General features: G+C 41.1%; 15 protein-coding genes. 5 read left to right on the top strand and 10 right to left on the bottom strand.

All coding sequences use genetic code 11. The features are described 5' to 3' along the window. Positions 1-69 precede the first annotated feature (69 nt). The 5 genes from FW757_RS22360 to FW757_RS22340 form a co-directional block, all read right to left on the bottom strand. A complete protein-coding gene (locus FW757_RS22360; RefSeq protein WP_182719458.1) occupies positions 70-1,398 on the bottom strand; it encodes an ATP-binding protein in 1,329 nt (442 codons plus the stop codon). Between the two features lie 663 nt (positions 1,399-2,061). Then, the gene (locus FW757_RS22355; RefSeq protein WP_182740698.1) at positions 2,062-3,063 is read right to left on the bottom strand and encodes a hypothetical protein; all 1,002 of its coding nucleotides are present in this window, start codon (positions 3,061-3,063) and stop codon (positions 2,062-2,064) included. Between the two features lie 135 nt (positions 3,064-3,198). Further along, the gene (locus tag FW757_RS22350) at positions 3,199-3,816 is read right to left on the bottom strand and encodes a DUF4303 domain-containing protein (RefSeq protein WP_182719456.1); all 618 of its coding nucleotides are present in this window, start codon (positions 3,814-3,816) and stop codon (positions 3,199-3,201) included. Between the two features lie 87 nt (positions 3,817-3,903). Then, the gene (locus tag FW757_RS22345; RefSeq protein ID WP_446441721.1) at positions 3,904-5,352 is read right to left on the bottom strand and encodes a dihydrolipoyl dehydrogenase; all 1,449 of its coding nucleotides are present in this window, start codon (positions 5,350-5,352) and stop codon (positions 3,904-3,906) included. 140 nt (positions 5,353-5,492) lie between these two features. Then, positions 5,493-6,221, bottom strand: coding sequence for a glutathione peroxidase (locus FW757_RS22340; protein ID WP_145239576.1), 729 nt, complete (start codon positions 6,219-6,221; stop codon positions 5,493-5,495). A 114-nt stretch (positions 6,222-6,335) separates the two neighbouring features. Here FW757_RS22340 and FW757_RS22335 point away from each other — a divergent pair, with 114 nt between their 5' ends. Beyond that, positions 6,336-7,238, top strand: coding sequence for a LysR substrate-binding domain-containing protein (locus FW757_RS22335; protein WP_182719454.1), 903 nt, complete (start codon positions 6,336-6,338; stop codon positions 7,236-7,238). Here FW757_RS22335 and FW757_RS22330 read toward each other — a convergent pair. Then, on the bottom strand, positions 7,222-8,415 hold the full coding sequence (locus FW757_RS22330) for a flagellar assembly protein FlgT (RefSeq protein WP_182719453.1): 1,194 nt from the start codon (positions 8,413-8,415) through the stop codon (positions 7,222-7,224). The two genes, FW757_RS22335 and FW757_RS22330, sit on opposite strands and share 17 nt — an antisense overlap. A gap of 162 nt (positions 8,416-8,577) precedes the next feature. Between FW757_RS22330 and FW757_RS22325 the strand changes: the two genes are divergently transcribed. The 3 genes from FW757_RS22325 (at position 8,578) to FW757_RS22315 (ending at position 11,911) form a co-directional block, all read left to right on the top strand. Further along, positions 8,578-9,036: an LPP20 family lipoprotein gene (locus tag FW757_RS22325; RefSeq protein WP_145239567.1), complete on the top strand. Its 459-nt coding sequence runs from the start codon at positions 8,578-8,580 to the stop codon at positions 9,034-9,036. A gap of 176 nt (positions 9,037-9,212) precedes the next feature. Beyond that, positions 9,213-9,926 carry a transglutaminase-like cysteine peptidase gene (locus FW757_RS22320; RefSeq protein WP_310736626.1) on the top strand — a complete coding sequence of 238 codons (714 nt, stop codon included), beginning with the start codon at positions 9,213-9,215 and terminating at the stop codon, positions 9,924-9,926. Further along, a complete protein-coding gene (locus FW757_RS22315) occupies positions 9,926-11,911 on the top strand; it encodes a bifunctional diguanylate cyclase/phosphodiesterase (protein WP_220493430.1) in 1,986 nt (661 codons plus the stop codon). Before FW757_RS22320 ends, FW757_RS22315 begins: the two co-directional genes overlap by 1 nt. A 148-nt stretch (positions 11,912-12,059) precedes the next feature. Here FW757_RS22315 and FW757_RS22310 read toward each other — a convergent pair whose 3' ends face one another. From FW757_RS22310 to FW757_RS22295, 4 genes are read right to left on the bottom strand one after another with little or no spacing between them, the layout of a single operon-like run. Beyond that, positions 12,060-12,647, bottom strand: coding sequence for a response regulator transcription factor (locus tag FW757_RS22310; protein WP_182719450.1), 588 nt, complete (start codon positions 12,645-12,647; stop codon positions 12,060-12,062). A gap of 36 nt (positions 12,648-12,683) precedes the next feature. Next, on the bottom strand, positions 12,684-14,105 hold the full coding sequence (locus tag FW757_RS22305) for an HlyD family type I secretion periplasmic adaptor subunit (protein WP_182762303.1): 1,422 nt from the start codon (positions 14,103-14,105) through the stop codon (positions 12,684-12,686). Continuing rightward, complete coding sequence (locus FW757_RS22300) at positions 14,102-16,240, bottom strand: type I secretion system permease/ATPase (RefSeq protein WP_446441720.1); 2,139 nt, start codon at positions 16,238-16,240, stop codon at positions 14,102-14,104. The genes FW757_RS22305 and FW757_RS22300 overlap by 4 nt, the downstream gene beginning before the upstream one ends. Positions 16,241-16,281: 41 nt before the next feature. Continuing rightward, entirely contained in the window at positions 16,282-18,282 is a 2,001-nt protein-coding gene (locus FW757_RS22295; protein ID WP_182740705.1) for a TolC family outer membrane protein, read from the bottom strand. A gap of 231 nt (positions 18,283-18,513) precedes the next feature. Here FW757_RS22295 and FW757_RS22290 point away from each other — a divergent pair. Further along, on the top strand, positions 18,514-22,466 hold a 3,953-nt coding region (locus FW757_RS22290), incomplete at its 3' end, for a retention module-containing protein (protein WP_446441719.1).

Raw genomic sequence — 22,466 nt, 5'->3', positions numbered from 1 at the left:
TTTGTAAGCACCCGCCAGTTTTCTCAACGATGTTTAAATTGGTGTGCAATCTGATAGGTCTATCTTTTATCAATTCATCAGCCTCAGGTGTTTGCTTACTGCATATTCACTGTAGTAGAGCGGGAGGACAATATACTCCTTTTCCAGTGGTGATGAGCCTTGCGTGCCTGTGAGTTTAATTGTTTTGATGGGCTGGCATTTATTTATGTACGATTGTAGTGATTTTGCTTTGGTGCGTTTACCACTTTTTACTTCGATAGGCAGTATGTTGCCTTCGTCATCAGAGACCACAAATTCGATCTCCGCTCTTGCATCACCCCATGAATATGTTGGGTCAATGCCTTGTGCAGCAAGTTCCTGTTGTACAAAGTTTTCGGCCACAAAGCCTTTGTATTCATAGCCTTGTTGTTTTATTTCTTTATACCCAATGTTTAGCATATGATTTAATAAGCCCACATCAAAAAGAAATAATTTAACTATATTATCTTTTTTATATGCTGCTAGTGGGCTTTTAGGTGTGCCATCAATAGGGTGGTTTTTGAGTATCAAGCGGCACTTATTTAACCAAGAAATAGCGCTTTCAAAATCACTATAGCGAGATTTTTTATCGTGCATCCCTTTAAATTTAAAGCGATTAACCGATTCATCCATCACTGATGATAGCTGTGCTGGAACATTGTTAAATACAGCCTCAATTAATCCTGCATCTACTTTTCCTGAGTATTTGCCGAAGTCTCGTTGATATCCCAGTACTAAATTTTTATGAATATCTGTTACAGCTTGAACGCGGTCAATGATACTGTGATCAGATAAATCAAACCATGTACTTACAGCCTCTGGCATACCGCCAGTAAAGTAATAATCAGTGAGTTTTGAGAATAATTTGCTATGTGCTGCACTTGAGTTTGTTTGTGCTGCAAATGCCTTAATTAGAGCGGTTTCTTTCGAGGCGATCAGAAACTCACGAAATGTGAGAGGGCGCAGATTATGTTGCTCCACTTTACCTACAGGAAAGGAGTTTAATAAACCGATATTAGAACCACTGGCGGCAATATGCATGTGCGGCGCTTGTTCAGCAAAGTATTTGAGGGACGTGACTGCTTTAGGGCATTCGCCTATTTCATCAAGGATCAGTAGATCTGTATTAGGGTCAAACGTTTTTCCTGTAAGTAGCTCTATATTAGATAGTACGTTTTCGGGGGATAACGAATCTGCGAATGCTTCACTCATTTGCGGGGACTCTAAAAAATCGATTCGAATCACGTTTGCAAAGGTACTGCCTAATAGAGTTTGTAATAAATAAGTTTTACCTGTTTGGCGAGCGCCATCAATTAATAAGGGTTTTCGTGCTGGCTTAGATTTCCAATCTAATAACTTTTCTAAAATTAATCGTTGCATGGCAGGTCTCGTATTACTCACTAGATGATTAATTACACTTTATTGCGCGAATAAATGCAAGTTTTTACACTTTTATGCGCTAATAAGTGTGTTTTTTCACACTTTTATGCGCGAATAAGTGTGGTTTCCTTGTATAAATTAAATTGACTACTATTTTAAACGGTGATGTTTTACTTTGTTGTGCAGTAGCTTTTAAGGGATAGCGAAGATATGGCAATGCCTATTTCAGTCGATAACGCTGAACATTATAACTGGGGGCATAAGGGTGATAATTGTGATGGTTGGCATTTGGTGAAGAGTACTGCATTGAATGTGATCCAAGAGCGAGTGCCGACGGGGAGCAGTCGCATAAGCATGAGTTTGCAGAGCCGTTCTTTTTTGTACTTAATGGGCAGGCGACTTTGTTAGCGATATAAAACCCGCAACAAGGCCTACAGTGCCAGCGGGGTTAGTGCATCAGTTATGCAACTACGCTGCGGACGAGCTGGTTTTATTGTTACCTCAACGCCGCCAAGTCATGGTGATAAAGTTGTTACTAAGCAAGCCTTAATGAAATAAAAAGCCATTGGATTAACAATTAAAAGGCTAGCGCCTTACCAACGCTCTTAAAGCTTATGTTGGTAAGGTTTCGTTATTAATGACGCTAGCTTTTTATTGTAGTTATCATTTATTTTTTGAAAAATTATCTATGAATTTTTGAACATAAGGATCACAAGAGCCGTAACTTACAATAAATATATCAAGGTCTGCGTACTCGTATAGTTTCAAGGCGCGCTCAATGGCTTGTAAAATCCATTGTCTATCATTACCAAATACGCCACCACCAATAAGTGTTAGGTATACTTTATTGTTTCCAGTTTTTTGATAGTTCAAAATAGCAGAGCATATTGTTGCTTCGTAACAAGCCTCTAATATCAGTTTGGCAAAATTAGCCCATAACGTTGGAGGTATTTGTGAATATGCGACAGGAAGCGCTGAACAATAAACTTGGCTGACTGTTTGCTTTAGATCATTTAGTGTCACCTCTGTATCCCATTGGATGCCAATGCGTAACAAAGCTTTTAATTTGTCGAGTTCAGATTTAGTCGCAGAGTTAATTTTTTCATTTATTTCTATTAAACCTTCTTCAGATGCCAAAGCATAACCATTTTTCATTTGCCAAAGACGGTTATTTTTATTTCCTAATGCGGCACCAATGTCACTCAGGCAATCGATCTGATTATTAGCCGTTTGACCAATTTCACCATTTACGTTTGCAAAATAGTTTCGATAAATAGTTCCGGCACCTGCAGCTATAGCGCAAGCAGGTCCTTGAGTACGATCATACTCATAGCCATCGACACCGTGCTCAGGTGTAACATCAGGAGAAACCATTTCTAAGAGGTTGAATTGGGAGGCAACCTGGAATAATGCGCCGACATTGTTCTTATCAGTATGAAGGTCTTGAACATTCGCAACGATTTCACGAATAGAGTTTTTTGTATCTAGCGCTTTATTATAATTAACGCGATTTCTTAATTCGGCTAATGATGGTGTTTCTAATAAGCCGCAATGATATTCCTTTGCATTAATATGAGATTTTAAAATATTACCGTTAACTGATAAATTTTTATGCACTTGTAACGGGGATTCTTCACTAAAGCCTGTCAGTTTTTCAAACCACATATAAAATTCCTTTTAGCTACTTGGCGAGCCTATAAAAAGGCTCGCTTTAATGTATTTTATTGAAATGCAGCCATAGCTGAATTCGTCTTTACTCAATTACTTACTATGCGCCAATATAGAGCTATTTATTAAAAACTAACGCTCTTGTAACATACGCTCAAATTCTGCCATCGCTAATTGCTCTGCTTCGTTACGGCTGGCAATCATTGTTTCAAAATCGGTTTCAATAGTTGCTAAAACAGCGGGCGGATTCATGCGTTTAATGCGTGAAAATTGCTCATCTTCAGTTTCATCGTAAGCGAGTATGGCAAGCGTGATTGAGTTTCGCTCTACACCTTCTGAAAATATACCTTCGTTATCTAAGCGAATTAACACGCGCTCTAAGGTTGATAACCATGCTTGCCAATATTTTTGGATTTCTTCATCACTGACTATTTCATAGCTATCGTCATTGTCGAGTGTTTGTAGAATTTCACTACTGTGTTCAAAATATTCTGAGTAATCTTCTAATGATGGAAAGTCACTGACGTTCCATTTAGCGAGTAAACGGTCATCTTCTTCGCAGTCATATTCGTCTTCAAATGTGCTTTGAAAATCAGTATGAGTATTGAACATAGGTAAAAATGAACAGCTACCAGAGTGATAAAAACCGATTACATAAATATCATCACCCAAGTCAGCTAAAATTTGCTTGAATGCTTTTTTACTATCTAAATATAACGCTTCTTCAAAAGTAGAAAAGTCAGTTTCCATGTAATCATTCCTTGTAAAAAATTAATAATTTGGCAGTTTATCATATGTAATAAAGCCAATTAATTAAATTAACTGGCTTTTTATTATTTATGCTCCAGGGCCACATTCCATACATTGGTTAATGATATCTGGGCCAAATTTCAGCTTAGCGTTTAAATCACGCAGTGCGGTACGTAGGCCTTCTTCTATCACTGGGTGATAAAATGGCATGTCGAGCATTTGTGGTACAGTCATTTTGTTTTGTACAGCCCATGCCAGTAGGTGGGCGATATGCTCAGCTTGTGGGCCAATAAACTCAGCACCTAAAAATAAGCCTGTGCCTTGCTCTGCGTATAAACGCATATGACCTTTGTTTTTCAACATTACGCGGCTGCGGCCTTGGTTTTCAAAGCTGACCTCGCCAATTTCAAAACAACCACACTCACCATAACGAGCCGTTATTTGCTTGTACGTTTCACCGACCATAGCAATTTGTGGGTCGCTGAAAACGGCTGCAATTGGCGCTCGGCGCAGGCCAATACGTACATCAGGGAAACGCCCCGCGTTTTGCCCTGCGATGGAGCCTTGGTCGCTCGCTTCATGCAGTAGTGGGATCATGTTACTGGCATCTCCGGCGATAAATATATTGGAGTCGCCACATTGCATTGTGTGTTTATCAGCGATTGGTACGCCACGTTCATCAAGCTCAATGCCAGTGTTTTCAAGACCGAGTTTGTCGGTGTTTGGTACGCGGCCCGTCGCGGCAAGTACGTAATCAAATTGCTCGGTTTGTTTTTGCCCGTTTTTGTCGACATAGGTAAGCTGCGCTTTATCGCCTACTTGTTTCATATCGGATACGTTTGAATCGGTATCGACAAAAAACTCTTCAGCAAATACAGTATTTGCGTAGTCTTTTATAACTGGGTCGGTAATTGGGCCAATCGCGCCACCCACACCAAATAGTTTTACCTTAACACCTAAGCGATGCAACGCTTGGCCAATTTCGAGGCCAATAACACCAGGGCCAAATACAGCAACTGACTCTGGCAAGTCTTGCCAATCGAAAACGTCATCGTTAATGATTAGTCTGTCGCCAAAGTTATTAAATACGCTAGGGTAAGCAGGTCGAGAGCCGGTAGCAATTACAAAGCGCTTAGCGGTAATAATTGTATGGTCGTCAATCTGTACGCGATTGGCATCTAAAAATTTTGCGTAGCCTACTATTTTATCATCAGTGGGTAGCTCATCCACGGCTTCTACTACAAAACCTACGAAGCGGTCGCGCTCATTGCGCACGCGCGCCATTACTTCAACACCGTTTATGCTTGGTTTTGAGCTGTGCACACCAAAGGCTGGCGCGGCTTCAATTGCATGGGCGGCTTCTGCGGCGGCAATAAGTAATTTACTTGGCATACAGCCAACTCGCGCACAGGTAGTACCGTATGGGCCTGCTTCAATCATTAATACGTTAGACGTGTGTTGTTTTGCATTGCGGTAAGCGCTTAAACCTGCGGTGCCAGCACCTATTACAACAACGTCGGTGTTTAGTTCTTTCATGGTGATGTCCTCAATACCAATTTTATTAAAAAACTGGTTTTTAAATTAGTTAATAAAATAGGTATTTAAAATGGGTATTTAAAAAGGGTATGGATAGGGGCATTGCTGCCCCTTATTATTTGCTTAAGGTATTTACTTAATTAAGCAAAGTATTTTTCTAAATCGTCAGAGCCACCAATGTGCTTACCGCCGATAAATACTTGTGGTACGGTCTCACGGCCTGAAATAGCTTTTAGGCTAGTCAGTGATGCGCCAGCACCCATAGTGATCTCTTCGTATACTAGGCCTTTCTCTGTTAATAATGCTTTCGCTTTTTTACAGAAAGGGCAGCCAGGTTTAGTGAAAATGCTCACCGGCTCTGGTTTAACTTGTTTAGGGTTGATGTAATCGAGCATAGTGTCTGCATCTGATACTTCAAACGGGTCGCCAGGTAAATCTGGTTCGATGAACATTTTTTCAATTACGCCATCTTTAACCAGCATAGAGTATCTCCAGCTGCGTTTGCCAAAACCTAAATCGTTTTTATCAACTAACATGCCCATGCCGTCAGTGAATTCGCCGTTACCGTCTGGTAATAAGGTAATGTTTTGTGCTTCTTGATGCTCAGCCCATGCATTCATTACAAAGGTATCGTTTACTGATAAACACACAATGTCGTCAACGCCGTTTTGTTTAAGTACACCAGCTAATTCGTTGTAGCGTGGTAAGTGAGTTGATGAACAGGTTGGTGTAAATGCACCGGGTAGTGAAAACACAACCACTGTTTTACCTTTAAAAATGTCATCGGTAGTTACTGATTTCCATTCGTCATTTTGACGTGTTGCAAATGTAACCTGTGGAATTGTTTGACCTTCAATATTCTTTAACATGTTTTTTAGTTCCTCTTGATTTGTTGATAGCCATTATGTCGTGAAAGTTATAATAGCTCCAATCGTTTGTTTATATTAGTATGATAGGTATTACCGATTAATTATGAGTTTGCAGTGAATTTAAAAGATCTTGAATACGTAAAAGCGATTGCGCACTTTAAGCATTTTCGTAAAGCCGCCGATGCATGTTTTGTCAGTCAACCCACTCTCAGTGGACAGGTTAAAAAACTTGAACAAGAGCTGGGTGTTACTTTATTTGACCGCTCTACTAAGCAGGTTACTTTAACGGCTCAAGGTGAACGTTTGTTGACACAGATCAAAGTGATCTTAGAGCAAACCCAAATATTAAAAGAGCTAGCAGCAACGTCATCGTCGCCACTACAAGGTAAAGTAAGAATAGGCATTATTCCAACGATTGCACCGTATTTATTACCTACCTTACTCACCTCGATGAAAGAAGCGTTTGCTGATAGCCAATTTGCTTTTGTTGAGATGCAAACCGCGACTATATTAAGCGCACTGGATAACGGTGAGTTAGATATCGCTATATTAGCAGATGTGCCTGAACTTAAACTTTATCATACAGTTAAATTGTATAAAGAAGACTTTTTGGTCGCTATGTCAGCGCAAAATAGTTTAGCAAAACGCAGTAAAATAGTGTTAGATGAGCTACAAGAGTGCAGTTTATTGATGCTCAGCGATGGTCATTGTTTTAAAGATCAAGCCCAGCAATTTTGTTTTGCCGCTGGGGTTGATGTGTCCAATGAGTACCGAGGTAATAGCTTAGAAACCTTATTAGCATTGGTGGCTATGGATGATGGGGTAACCTTCGTGCCTAAGCTTGCGTGCACAGAGCGCGCAGGTATTAGCTACTTGCCAATCTTCCCAACTCAACAGCGAAGTGTAGTGTTGACCTGTCGTAAACATTACCCGCATTTAGCGGGCATTGAATTACTTGCTAATTGGCTTATTGAGCACCCAAGCTTACACCAACAATTAACTAAGGCTCTAAATTAGTCAGTTCTACTACATCATTTATTTGAATATTAGGCAGTGGTTGTTGGTCAATACTGACGGCAACCGCACTTTGTTGATATACCTGCTCAACTTGTATTTGATTGAGCGTGGTGATCAGGTGTGGCATTTTATTTCCCGCTGCATCGGTTAAATAGTTATGATGTGCAATATTTAAGCGTTGGCCTTTTTCAATACCATGGGCTTTGCCTAAATTAATAATTAGCTTATTGTTTTCTATATGTAATATTTTACCTTGGGTTTCAAGGCAAGCCATTGCGGCTTGTAAGTCGTAACTAACGGTTTGGTTTATGTCGGCTATATTTTGGCCGTAATCTGAACTCCAAAATTTATCACTAAACACGTCAATAATTGCAGTTTTTTCAAATGGCCAGATAGCTTGACTGCGATAACTTTTTTGCCACATTCGCTCGTAAGTGGTGCCATCAAACAAGGCAAAATCTATTTTATATGAACGTTGGTAGGTTTCGTCCTGCCAAAAAGCATAACTGTTATTGAGTTTATCGCCATTTGAGATATCAACAATTTGACTTAACAATACATACTGAGAATTACTGCGGCTCGATATTTCTTCTAATAGGGCATTACTGTAATCGTATTGTTGATTAAAAAATTCGCCAACGCGGATCGGAAAATTAAAATAAGCCGTTGGTTTAGCATTCATAGCCGATTGATTTAACGTTTTGTAGAGTGCTTCGCTGGTGGCTTTATTAATGTCAAATATTTGACCCATCTTCGCTTGTTCGCGATTATTTAATTGTGTTTGGGTGATCGCAACAAATTTAGTAAATTGGTTCGCAGGGCAGTGTTCTTGTTGAGGGAAGATATCCAAGCGCAAAGTAATTGCAAATTGATCGGCTTTACGATCTTCGCTGATCATCTCTATCTTTTGAATTTCGCCATGGCTGTTTATTTTTAGCTGATCTTGGGTTAACACCCCATCTACTAAGGTCTGCATTGAGCTGACGCGTGCCCCTGAGAACACTAAAGCTTGGGTGATAGCATCTTTTATTGCCGCCGATTTTGCCGCACTGATATCATTATTTCTAATGCTTGCATGGCCGGTTGATTCATACCATTGGGCAACTGTATGGGAGGAGAATAGACTAATACTTAGCCAACTGCTGGCGATTACTACCATTGATAAAATTCGCTTCATTACCCTAACCCCATGAATATACATTTGCTATTAACAGTGACAGAGCAAGGACTGTACCAATTGTTTTGCAAGGTTGCTTTAAAACCGTCATAGCAGTTAATTATGGCATTGATCGTGCATTGATTTAGTTATTAATGACTCTTTTAAAGCGTGAGAGAAGCCATGCGTATTGTGATTTCAATTTGTATATTAGCAAGCTTAGGTCTAGCTGGCTGTAGCAGTATTTTTGATAAACATGTGGAATATAAGTATATTGAGCCAGATAACTACCCAATTCTAAAAGCCGTGGGTTATGCGCCGATCAGTGCGCAACCGGGTGATAACCAATCACAACGCTCATTAATGGCGATTAAAGCATCAAAACTAGAAGCGTATCGTGAGCTTGCAGAGCAAGTATATGGGCAAAAAATTACCGCAGGCACCACAGTGCAAGGCAGTATTGCACAAAACGATCACTTGCAAGGGCAAGTACAAGGGATTATTAAAGGCGCACAAGTAATTAAAACCTATGCCGTAGGTGATACCTATGCCACAGAGTTACAACTTGATATGAAGCGGGTGCATGACTTATACATAGGTGAAATTAAACCACGCGAAGTTAAAAAAGTAACTTATTACTAAAACGCTTGATCTAATAAATTCGTTGTTAGTTATGTTAGTAACTAACAAAATACACGCTAAAATATCTCACAGTGAATACTTCAGTGCTATGCTTTATTTAATGTTTTTTATTGAATAAAGCTTGTGGCACGTAAAAAAATAACTCGGTTTTTATTAATATACTTATGGTCGCGTCAGTGAGCGTTTTACACTTTGGCTGCGTGCTTTTGCGAAAGTTTAGTAACTGCCCGTTACTGCATTTTGCGCTATTGTTTATATTAGTTACCAGTGTGGTTTTTGCCGATCGTCTCCCCATCCAATTTAATGTCTTTTTAGAAAAAATGAACCTGCAATTTGGACCAACGCGCGTAGCGGTAGCACGTAATTGGCAAACGATGTTGGTTCAGTCACAGAATCAAACTGAGCAACAAAAAATCTTAATCGTAAATAATTTTTTTGCTCGCAACTTACGCTATCGTACTGATATTGAGCTATGGCAGCAAAATGATTACTGGGCAACGCCACTTGAAACATTAGGCAAAGGCCTTGGTGACTGCGAAGATTATGCGATTGCTAAATATATTAGTCTGCGAGTACTAGGCATTGAAGATGATAAGTTACGTTTGATCTACGTTAAAGCACAGATCGGCGGTCCTAACTCAAAACAAACTCAGGCGCATATGGTGTTGGGGTATTTTGTTACTCCTAATGCACAACCGCTGATATTAGATAGTTTAATAACAAAAGTACTGCCTGCCGCTAAACGCACCGATCTAAGCCCCGTTTTTAGTTTTAACAGCCAAGGCTTGTGGGCGAACAACTCAACCCAAAGTGTTGCCAATCCAACTGCTAGGTTATCTCGCTGGCGACGAATTATTGAACAAACACAACAAGAAGGAATTATCTGGTGATGTCATTTATGTCCTTATTTAAACGTGAAAGTAAGATCACTTTACGCCAAGAACTGTGGTTGGCTATTTTAGTGGTCATAATTATTGGTTTCGTCAGTAGTGTACTCATTAGTACGTATTCGGCTAAACAGTATTTTTCTTCTCAGTTGTATTTAAAAAATATTGATAATGCTAATGGCTTGGCTTTAATGCTCAGTCAGCTGCATAAAGATCATGTTGAATTAGAGCTACTTATTTCTGCTACTTTTGATACAGGGCACTACCAACGTATTGAATTGCAGGACCCGCAAGGTGAACCGATCGTAAAACGAGTATTTAGTGGTGAATTTGATACATCGGCGCCACTTTGGTTTCATCATCTTTATCAATTACATGTGATGCCAGGCGTTGCGCAAGTGAGCGATGGCTGGCAGCAGTTTGGTACTTTATATGTAGAAAGCCATAGTCAATACACAGAGCAAGCGCTATGGGAGAGCGCGATTCGATTATTCTGGAGTTTTTTTATGGTGGCGATTACCGCATGTATAGCGAGTGCTCATTTTTTAAGTCGAATTTTACGCCCGTTAGATGATGTTGTGCAGCAAGCAAATGCGCTAGGTGATAAACGTTTTATTAAATCTAAAGTACCAAAAACGTATGAATTTGCTCGGTTAGTTAGTTCGATGAATCTTCTGTCAACGCGCTTTAGTCGTATTATTAAAGAAGATAATAAACGCTTAGAGGAGTTTCGTTTTAAAAGCCAGCACGATGAATTAACTGGCTTGGCGAATCGAGAGTATTTTTGTGCCACTTTAGAAGCACAATTGGAGCAATCAAAAGAACATGCTCATGGCGCGTTATTTTTATTTCGTATTGTCAATCTTGACCTGATCAGTGAGCAAATCAATCGTGTTGAGATGGTGGCTTTTTTACGTCGCTTTACACAAACATTGGTCGCTTTTTTAGAAGCCAATGAAGATCGTTTTTCAGCAAGTCATATTGCCCGTATGTCTCATAGCGATTTTGCGGTATTGGTAAATGACACTGATGATATCGAAAGTCTGAGTTCGAAGGTACTTAAGCAACATGCAGTATTACTGGCAGAATACAGTCATATTGGTTTAACTATCCCACACAGTTGTAGTTATATAGAGCGTGAAGATAGCCGTTTTACATTATTAAAACGGGTCGATAATTTATTAAAAGCCGCCGTGGCAGAGCCGACAATACAGGTTCAAATTAATAATAATAAGCAGCGCAATGAATTATTTTCTGACGCTGCTAGTTGGCGTGAGGCGATTGAGCGCGCGTTAGATAATAATGATTTAGATGTGTTGCTTTATCCGGTTAAATCTTTTTCGGGTAAGTTATTACAAAACCAAGTGAGCTTGAGTTTATTGCTCAATGGTGAACTTTATCGCAGTGGTTATTATTGGCAATGGGCAAAACGATTGAAGTTACTTGCTCGATTAGACTGGGGCTTGATCAAATATCTGGTACAAACATTTGAAGCGCGAGAGGATTTAAAACTTATATCGGTGGAATTATCACAAGAAACATTATTAGATGATGCCGCGCTTGCTGCGATATTGACTTATTTATTGGCGTTTCCAAAATTAGCAGCGCATATTTGTTTTGATATACGTGAAAGTTTAGCTGTTGCTGAATTGACTATTTTTAAAGATTTTTGTATGCAAGTGAAAAGTATGGGAGCAAAAGTGGCACTGAAACGGGTCGGGCCAGCTTTCACTAAAATAGATAAAATTCATGAGTTAGGTCTTGAAATGATTAAAATTGATAGTATTTACGGACACAATATTAGTTACAGCCAAGATAATCAGACTTTTTTAAGAGGAGTGTGCGCACTAGCTCATTCAATTGGTATAAAAGTCATTGCTGAGGGCGTTAATAACCCCGAAGATCAGGTGACATTACAAGGGCTAGGATTCGATGGCATAGTATCGCAACCAGTTGATGATGAAGTAAAAGCAAGCGCGGAAGAATAAAATATAGGGTTGTGTATTCTGCCCAAGGTAGACTCTAATCTACGGACATAGTATTGCGTTTGTACTCTGGTTCTTAATGTAGAAAAATGCGGTTGATTTATAACATTACGGAAGATGCACAAGTATTAGAAATTGAATTCTCAATTTTTTAACTTCCTTTTACTGCGAGCATCAATTGCATACGGTCACGAACTTTGAGCTTGTTAAAAATCGAGCTCATATGTTCTTTAACGGTACGTTCGGTAATGTTTAATTGCTTTGCAACCATTTTATTACTGGCACCTGTGACAACAATATCGACCACTTGGTGTTCGCGTTTGGTTAATAGTGTTAGATCACAAGCATGCTGATAACTGATTGACTGCTTTGAGAGCACGCCGACTAAATTTGATAGCAACTGACCCGGTAACCAGATGCCGCCACTGATAACGGTTTCTGCCACTTGCTCTATAATTACCTTACTGGCAAATGCTTCAACATAACCGCGAGCTCCCACTTGCAGCGCAGCGCAGAGTTCTGCCATGTTTAACTCTTTGCTCATCACAATCACTGGAATGCGATTTTTACTGTACCTTTGTACTACGCTAAGCCAATCAGGACTGCCAGCTAAGATCCATAAAATAGTATCTGCTGTAATATTGTGTGGTTGTTGCTGTCGTATTTCACATTCAGGGTAGGCTGCTTGCCAGTGAGGTGAAATAAACTTAGCTTCGGTGATAAAGACACTTTGGCGCATTATAGTTCCATATTAAAAATGTAAGAATAATATTAATTAACGCTCAGTCATTGCTAATGAGGTTGCTCGTAATACCGGTTTAAGCAAGTACTCCAACACGGTTTTTTTACCAGTAATAATATCTACCTGAGTTGTCATTCCTGGAATAATTGTTAGGTTTTCGGCAAAGTGGCTTTTGTCCGTTTTCAGCTGTACTAAATAAAACGTGTTGTCTCGCTCATCAGTAATCGTGTCGGCACTAATTTGTATAACTTCGGCGCTTAGTCCGCCGTATATCGCAAAATCGTAAGCACTAAATTTGATCATTGCAGCTTGTCCCGGACGTAAAAAAGCAATGTCTTTCGGAGGGATTTTGGCCTCTACAATCAGTTGGTCATCCAGCGGTATAATTTCAAGTACATCACTACCAGGTTGTAAAATGCCACCGACGGTATTGACCATCAGGCGTTGCACAGTGCCATTAACCGGAGAGCGAATTTCAGTTTGGGTGACTTTATCTGCTAAACCAGATTCGGTTTCTTTAATTGCATCTAGGCGCAGCCGTGCTTCAGAAAGCTCATTATTCCAACGGTTTATCATAGATAATTCGACTTCGTTTACTTTATTCTTCGCTTCATTAATAGCAGAAAGGCTACGATTAATAACAGCCTTAGTGCGGTTTATCTCACCATTTAAATCAACAGCTTGGCGTTCTAAACGAATAATATCGATATCAGATACTGCGCCTGAGCGTAGTAATGGGCGGGTTACTTGTAGTTCGCGGTTTATTAATCGTAAGGCATTGCTATGCTGTTGCAGGGCTGCTTGTGCTTCGATATGATCTTGACGGCGTTGTTCTAATTGGCGTTTATGAATTGCGACTTGTTGTTCAAGCTCTTGGTTATTACTGGTGTAAAGTGCTTGTTCGTGCATCACGACTCCCGGCGCATCAGCAGTGAGTTTAGTCTCAAAAATTAACGGTTGTTTTTTAGTCTGAGCTTCAAGACGCGCTACTTTGGCACTGAGTGACAACACTTTTGACTGGTTTTCTCTAAAGTTCGAAATATATCTGGTAGGGTCTATTTTTATTAATACATCGCCAGCATTGACGATTTGCCCTTCGCGGACATTAATTTGCTCTACCATGCCGCCATCGTAGGATTGGATCAGTTGCAATTTATTTGATGGGATCACTCGGCCTTCACCACGAGCAACTTCATCTAGGTTTGCAAATGCAGACCAAACAACCAGCAACACCATACTTAAACAAATTAAATATAGCAGTAACTTGGCACTGGCTGGTTGCTGTTGCATTTTTTCCCATTGTGCATCGACCACCCAATCTTGGCTATTAGGTGGGGATAACCAGCCTTTAAATAAGTTATTAAATATTGATGGCTTTTGTCCTTTACTAGTCTCAATGGCACGACCGACAGATTCAAAAGAGCGTTGCTCTATAGTGATTTTATTTTTACTCATGAGGCACGCTCTACGGCTTGATTATTGAGAGACGCGATAACGTTGGCTTTTGCACCGTCGGCGATAATTTTGCCATTATCAATTACGATAATACGATCGACTAACTCAAGTAATGAGGTTCTGTGAGTAACAACAAGTAAGGTTTTATCTTGGCTGTGTTGTTTTAAATTGGCGATGATTTTGGCTTCGCTATTATGATCCAGTGCTGAGGTTGGTTCATCGAGAATGAGTATGGGTGGATCATTGATCAATGCTCGAGCCATTCCCACAGCTTGGCGTTGTCCACCAGAAAGTAAGCGACCTTGTTCGCCAACTTGTAGGTCAAAGCCATCAGGATGAGAGTTTATAAGATCGAATAATTGGCTACGCTCGCAAGCACTAATAATTTGTTCATCTTTGGCGTGCCATGCACTTAAGGTGATGTTGTCTTTGAGGGTGCCAAAAAATAGTGAGATAGTTTGTGGAACATAACCAATGTTATGGCGTAATTCTGCGGGATCTATTTGGTGAATATCGGTGTTATCAATTAAAATTGATCCTGAATTTGGCTCATGCAGCCCTAGGATTAACTTCTCTAGGGTGCTTTTTCCTGAGCCATTACGTCCTAGGATAGCCACTTTTTCACCGGCTTTGATTTTAAATGATACACCTGATAATGCTTCGTTACTGTCATCAGCATATTTAAAGTGCACATCATGAAACTCTATATCACCACGTAAAACGGGGTGACTTAACCAATGCTTTCCTGCAGGACGCTCAATTTCTTTTTCCATTATTTCATTGAGTGAATGCATGGCAATAGCGGCATGGTGAAATTGTGCTAACACAGCGGCAGATTGACCGATTGGCCCCATAGTGCGTGAAGATAATAAATAGGCGGCGATCAAGCCTCCTTGGGTTAAATCACCAGCAATAACTAAGTGCACCCCAATAATCATAATTATCACGCCAACACATTGTTGTAGCCAAGTGGCTGAGTTAGCAATTGAACCGGAGATCAGCCGGCTCTGTGCATTAACCCGAGCAATATAAATGGTTGATTTTTCCCATGCAGCCTGGGTTTTACATTCACTATGAAAGCTTTTAACGTCCTCGATATTGGTGAGACTCTCTACTAAAATAGCATTACGCATTGAACTGGCTTTCATTGTTTGCTCTGATAGCGCTTCTAATTTACGGTGGGCGGCTAAGGCATAGCATAGTAGCAACAGTGCTCCGACAATGATCGGGATACTAAGCTGTACGCCAATGATAGCAATCACGGTGAGGTATAAAAGTACAAAGGGTAAATCAACCAAAGCGATAAGCGTGATTGAGCTGAAAAATCCTCGCACAGCTTCAAATGACTGGATATTGCTGGCAAATGAGCCCGCTGATGTAGGGCGGTTTTTTAACTGCATACCCAGTACTCGCTCCATAATAACTGCGGAGACTTTTACGTCGATACGACTTGCTGCGAGTTCGACAAAATAGCTGCGTACTAACCTTAAAATGAAGTCGGCGGTCAGCGCGATTAATACGCCAATGGCTAATACCCATAGTGTTTCAACAGCTTGATTTGGTACCACTCGATCATACACGTTCATAACAAATAATGGCATCGCAATTGAAAGTACGCCTAGTGCAATGGCTGAAATAATCACGTCTTTATACAAGGATCGACATTCTTTTATCACGCCCCAAAACCAGCCGTCTTTAGATAGTTTTTGCAGCACTGGCGAGCGGGCATCAAAGGTGAATTCAGGACGTGTATAAATAACAATATCAGTGGCATTTTTGCTCAGATCTGTAATTTGTAAGGTTACTGCCGAATAGCTGAGTTCAGGGTAAATAACTTCTACGGTGTGTAATTGCAGATCCAGTGCAGTGATCACACAGGCTTGATTATTTTCTAGTAGTAAAATAGCGGGTAATAATGCCGTATTGATTTTAATAAGTTGTTTATTTACAACTTTAGTTTTAAAACCAATGCGTTTTGCAGCCCTTGAAAAACCAGAAGGAGTAAGATTACCTTGCTCAAGAGGAAGTCCATTTAGCAAGGTTTCGCGGGAAAATTCACGATCATGGTAGTGGCATAAAATTGCTAAGCAGTCGACTAAAATACCACCATGACCGATTTCATCATCTATTTCCATATAGCTTCCAATATCACTTTATATTGTTTAACTAGTTCAGATTAATAACTTGCCGCAACAAAGCTATTGCCAGTTTCTGTGTCTGTGATCACAGCTTCAATACGGCGGTTAGCGGCGTTAGCTCGAACAGAGATCTCATTAATTCTTGGTTTATCTACTCCATAACCGAGTGACTTAACCCGTTTAGGGGCAACACCGTATTGCTGAATTAAAATTTCAGCCACGGAGAATGCTCGTTTTTCTGATAGTTTTTTATTGTAAAGAGCAGGCCCTTCGAGTGAAGCATGCCCTTGTATTTCAACATTTTTAGATGGGTGTGATTTTAAAAAATCAGCGAGGCGTGCGATTTCTTGCAAATACTCAGGGCGCACAACACTTGAATCAGCCACGAACGGAATACCGATCTCGACGTTACTAGTATTACTGTTGTATTTAGTGCAGCCTTTTTCATCTACCTCAGTCAAGGTTGGGGTCGAAGGGCAATCATCTTGTTCGTTGGCAACACCGTCATTATCATCATCACTAAATGTACTGCTATTTAAGGTCGGTGCATTGAGATAACTGGGCATCGCAGTCATGCTCATATAGGCGTTATCTTGTTGGGCTTTTTTTTGCAAAAATGCTTGCCGATTGATTGTTGCTGCAACATCGTATTTAGGGCAGATAAACTCGGCATTATGGGCAATAGTATCATCTGTTAATTCAGTGATTTTCGGGAATTTGTCTGAGCTTACATTAAGTGTCGGAAGTAGTTTTCCCATTTCTGCTAGCATCGCTAATATGGCACTTTGACGTTCATAAAGTGCTGCTGTATAGGAACGGTTTGACTGGAATGACTCGTTTTCTGCATCCAACACATCTAATAACGTGCGTTGACCAATATCAAATTGATCTTTATAGGCAACTTTTACTTTGTCTGATGAGCGGCGATGCTGGTCAAGGGCTGGTAATTTACTTTCAAGTACTTTGACATTGTTATAAGCAACTTGCAGATTTTGACGAATTTCGATACAGGATTGATCTCGCTGGTATTTTGCAATATTAACTTCTTGATAAGCTTGTTCTAAATTAGCGCTATCGAGGCCCCCGTTATAGAGATTGTAACGTACATCAATCCCAACCCGGGCTTCGGTACGGGTTTGATTAAAACCAAGTTCATCGCGATCTTGGGAGCCATATCGGGCGGATAAATCAACCTTTGGATGAAAGGCGGATTTCTGCGATTGGGCATTTGCTTGCTGCGCTTCAATATTGTAGAGCGATGCATAAAAATTTGGGCTGTTTTTATAGGCAATATCAAGAGCTTGATTAATCGAAATGGGGATGCTGTCTTCATTTAATTTTGCAGCCACGGTGCCTTGCTGAGGAAGTTCGCCGACTATGCGTAAGTAGCGTGCGCTAACATCATGGAGATTTGCGTATTCAGTCATTACATTTGATTGTGCAAGTGATAGGCGGCCGCTGATCTGTTCAAGATCGGCAGCTCTTGCAACTCCAGCACCAACACTTTGCTCAATTTGCTGATAAACCGATTCATGCTCTTGAAGATTTTTTTGTGCCAGCTCAACTAACGTGGTGAACTTCTGTACATCAAGGTAGGCAACGCTTGCTTGCAGGGCGGTTTGCTCTGCTTGGGAGAGCATTTCAAAATAGCGAATGAGCTGAATTCGCTCAAAGCGTTTAACTGTATTAGATGTTTGGAAACCATCATAGAGCATTTGTCGTAATGTTAACTCTGCCGTATTTCGATTGTATTCATCTTCTACGCCGTAGTTGCGCTTTTCATAGCCGGCACTGATTGATGCGTCTAGGGTCGGTAAATACCCAGATTGTGCTGCGTCAATGCCATAAACAGATGCTTTAAAAGCATGCCAAGCTTGCTGAACTTCTGGGTTGCTCGCAATCGCTTTGTCGGCTACATAAGTTAAAGGCATGATCGAAGTTTGTTCTGCATAAAGATTGGGGGTAAATCCATTTGCAGCTAAAACCAAACCAATTAGAGTTGTAAATCTAGTACCGGTAAAGTTAGTTTTCTTAGCCATTTCGTCCTCTTAGATCCAAATTTATGGGCAATTAAATTTAGTTTTAGACAACGAAATCAATTTGTGCAAATAGAACTTTGATAAAGCACAAAAATTAATTTCTACCAGTTTTTTAATCTTTTAATACAATTTTAAAAATTCAAAACCTGTACTTTAGTCCAGTATCCTTTTGGCTGTGATGTCCTAAATTTGAGTAATACAAAGGTATAACTCTTGATTAAAGGCAGCAAAATGGACGCAAATCAATTACTGATCATAGACATTCAAGGCTCAGCTGGGATTGTTTTAGAAGATGGTTCAATTCGGGCATTATCGTTGGGGGACGCGCTGACGGTTGGTGATGTTATTATCACTGCTGAGAACTCCTCGGTTATGATCGATATCAAAGGTATGTCTCTGTCTATTCCTGCCAATCAACGGGTAAGAATCACCCCCGACCTTGTTGCCGAAACGACCCGCGATAGCTCAGAAACAACAATTTTTGATGATAGTATTGATGATGCCATTGCTAGCTTAAACCAACCGAATACTGCAGATGAGGCATCCTCCTCTCCTTTAAGTGAAGATGTCAGTGATTTTTTGAGTGCCCTTGAAAGTGGTGGTGATTTACTGGATACATTAGAAGCAACTGCCGCTGGTGGTAATGCTGCAACAGGTTCTGGTGGAGGTACTTCCTTTGTGGAACTTGCACGTATCGCTGAGGGTATTGATCCAAGTAGTTTATCTTTTGATGATAGTTTTACAGCTAACAATGATGGCATTTTTTCTCTTCGTGATACGACCGATGGGGTGGTGCCCGAAACCGCGTTAATTGGTAGTTTAGAGTTAAATGACATTGGCTTAATTAATAACCCGCAACCGATTATTTCAGGTGCATCGACTAATTTAGTGGGTCAAACAGTATTAATTACAATCACCGATGCTTTGGGTAATGTACAAACGATTGATGTTGTTGTGCAACCTGACGGCACCTTCACCTCACCGGAATTAGAACCATTACCAGATGGCCCAATTGTTGTTGAAGTTACAGCAACAGGCCCAGATGGCAATCCAATTTCAGATAACATTGCTGCCGATATTGATACCACAGCACCGCTTGTGAGTATTGATACACTTGCTGATTCGACATCGCCAGTGGTAGTAATTACAGGCTCCGTAGTCGGGCTGGTGGCCGGTGATGATGTAACGCTTACGGTGACTGATAGCAGTGGGCAAGTGCAAACGTTTGTGACGCAAATTGATGAGCAAGGTAATTGGAGTGTTACCACCGCAGCTTTGGCTGAAGGTCCTTATGGTGTTCAAGCAAATGCGGTTGATGAAGCTGGTAACCAAGGTAATGCACAAACTACAGCCATTATAGATCTAACCGCGCCAGTAATTGTGATTGATGCAATTGCTGATACCAATGACGTGACTCCTACATTGACGGGGTCGGTAAATGGTGTAGCTACGGGTACGCTTGTATCAATAACCGTTGTAGCTAGTGACGGCGTTGCGCAAGCTTTAACTGCTTCGGTTACAGCTGATGGCAGTTGGTCTGTAGAGGTTGTTGATGCACTGGCTGAAGGTCAATTTACAGTGACAGCCAGCGTCGCTGATAGCGCTGGTAATCAAGCCGAAGATAGTGCAGCTGGTGTAGTAGATTTAACCAGTCCAGTCATCTCGATTGATCAATTGAACGATAGCAATGACACAACACCATTAATATCAGGCTCAGTATTAGATGTGCCGCCAGGTACAACAGTGACTCTGTTAGTTACAGGCAGTGATGGGCAACAGCAAACGCTGACGGCTACAACCGACGGCAATGGCAATTGGCAAGTTGACGTTATTAATGCATTGGTGGAGGGCGATTATACAGTACAAGCCACCGTTTCGGATCCAGCTGGTAATAGCAGCTCAGCGTCGGCAGTGGGTACTATAGATTTAACTGCCCCACTGATCAATATCGATCCATTAGTAGATAGTAATGATCAACAACCGACGATTTCAGGTATTACCCAAGGGTTGGCTGCCGGAAGCCAAGTAACAGTCACCATTGTAGATAGTAACGGTCAGCAACAAACGGTTATCACACAAATAAATGCCAGTGGAGTTTGGAGCATAGCAGTGGCCAGTGCTTTAGCCGAAGGGCCATATACGGTGACAGCCACAACGCAAGATACAGCAGGAAACACAGCCCAAGATACCGAAACAGGGCTAATTGATTTGACTGCTCCGACCATCAGTATTGACTCATTTGCTGATTCTAATGATGTGACTCCGATTATCTCAGGTGTAGTCTCGGGTGTTGAAGCAGGTACTTTAGTTACTGTGATTTTGGTTGATAGTGCAGGCACAGTGCAAACTGTAACCACTACAGTGAATGCTGATGGTAGTTGGCAAGTTGGCACTAACCAAGCAATTTCCGAAGGTGAGTTTTCTATTACTGCGTCAGTAACAGATACCGCGGGTAATCAAGCAACTGATGTTGCGCAAGGCCTAATTGATCTTACTGCACCGACTATTAATTTAGAGCCATTGGCAAATACGGCTGATGATACGCCGGTTATTTCGGGTCAAGTCAGCGGTGTGGCAGTTGGTACTATGGTTACTATTGTTGTAACCGATGCAAATGGTGTGCAACAAACATTAATGACCAGCGTGCTTGCCGATGGAGGTTTTGCTATCGAAGTTGACAGCGCACTCGCGCAAGGGAGCTATAGCGTTACTGCATCAGTGACAGATAATGCTGGCAATCAAGCTTCAGATACTCAAACCGGTCTTATTGATTCGAGTTTACTATCAGTGACAATTGATGTGATTGGAGAAACAAACGACACGACTCCAAGCATTTCAGGAACTAGTCTTAATGCTGTTGCAGGTGATACTGTCAGTGTGTTGATAACTGGTTTTGATGGTCAAACGCAATTATTAACGACACAAGTAGACAATAATGGTGATTGGAGTGTTACACCAACAATTGCATTAGTTGAGGGTGGATTTAGCGTTAATGCCACATTAACAGACAGCTTAGGCAATATCGTGTCTGATAATGCAACGGGTATAATTGACACTACCGCTCCCATATTAACGATTGATAATTTAGATACAGTTAGCGATAGTACGCCGATCATTAGTGGTCAAACTGATGAACCAGCGGGCAGTGTTGTGAGCTTAGTTGTTACCGATGGTGTAAATTCACAAAACTTAACCGCGATAGTAAATACCGATGGCAGTTGGTCAGTAGAAGTACCTATTGCATTACAAAACGGCGCCATTAATGTCGATGCGAGCATAACGGATACTGCAGGTAATCAAGCAACGGCCTCTGATACCTTTATTTTAAATGGTAACGCACCAAGTATTAGTATCGATACGGTTGCTGATGGCAATGATGTAACACCAACCATTAGTGGTACGTCTGATGCCCCTGACGGTACACTTATCACCGTGGTAATTACTGATAGTAATAATAATAGCCAAACTCTGAACACAACCGTCATAGCAGGTGTGTGGAGTGTAGATGCACAAGATACGCTTGCCGAAGGTGAATTTACGGTTAATGCAAGTATCACTGTAAATGGCTTAACAAGTGATGCTCAGGCAACGGGGATCATTGACACACTTGCACCGACTTTTGATATTGATCCGTTGTCTGTAACCAACGACACCACGCCAACCATCACTGGTAGCAGTGATGAAATTGGTGGACTGGTAAGTATCACCGTGACAGATGCAAACGGTGCGGTGCAAACTTTAACTGCGACGGTACTGGCAGATGGTACGTGGTCGGTAGATATACCGACCCCACTTGCAGAGGGCGCATTCCAAGTGGATGCCAGCGTGACCGATGTGGCAGGTAATACCGCGTCTGATACTGAAAACGGTGGAGTAATTGACACCCAAGCGCCTACTTTTGATATTGATCCGCTTGCTGCAACGAACGATACCACGCCTACCATCACTGGTAGCAGTGATGAAATTGGCGGTCTCGTCAGCGTGATTGTCACTGATGCCACTGGCGCTGTGCAAACCTTAACCGCGACGGTACTGGCAGATGGTACGTGGTCGGTGGATGTACCGACCCCACTTGCAGAGGGCGCATTCCAAGTGGATGGCAGTGTCACTGATGCGGCAGGTAATACCGCGTCTGATACTGAAAACGGCGGAGTAATTGACACTCAAGCGCCTACTTTTGATAT

It is taken from the genome of Pseudoalteromonas sp. 1181_04 (assembly GCF_052850545.1).
The sequence above is the reverse complement of the archived record's forward strand: the minus strand, read 5'-3'. Positions and strand labels throughout refer to the sequence as shown.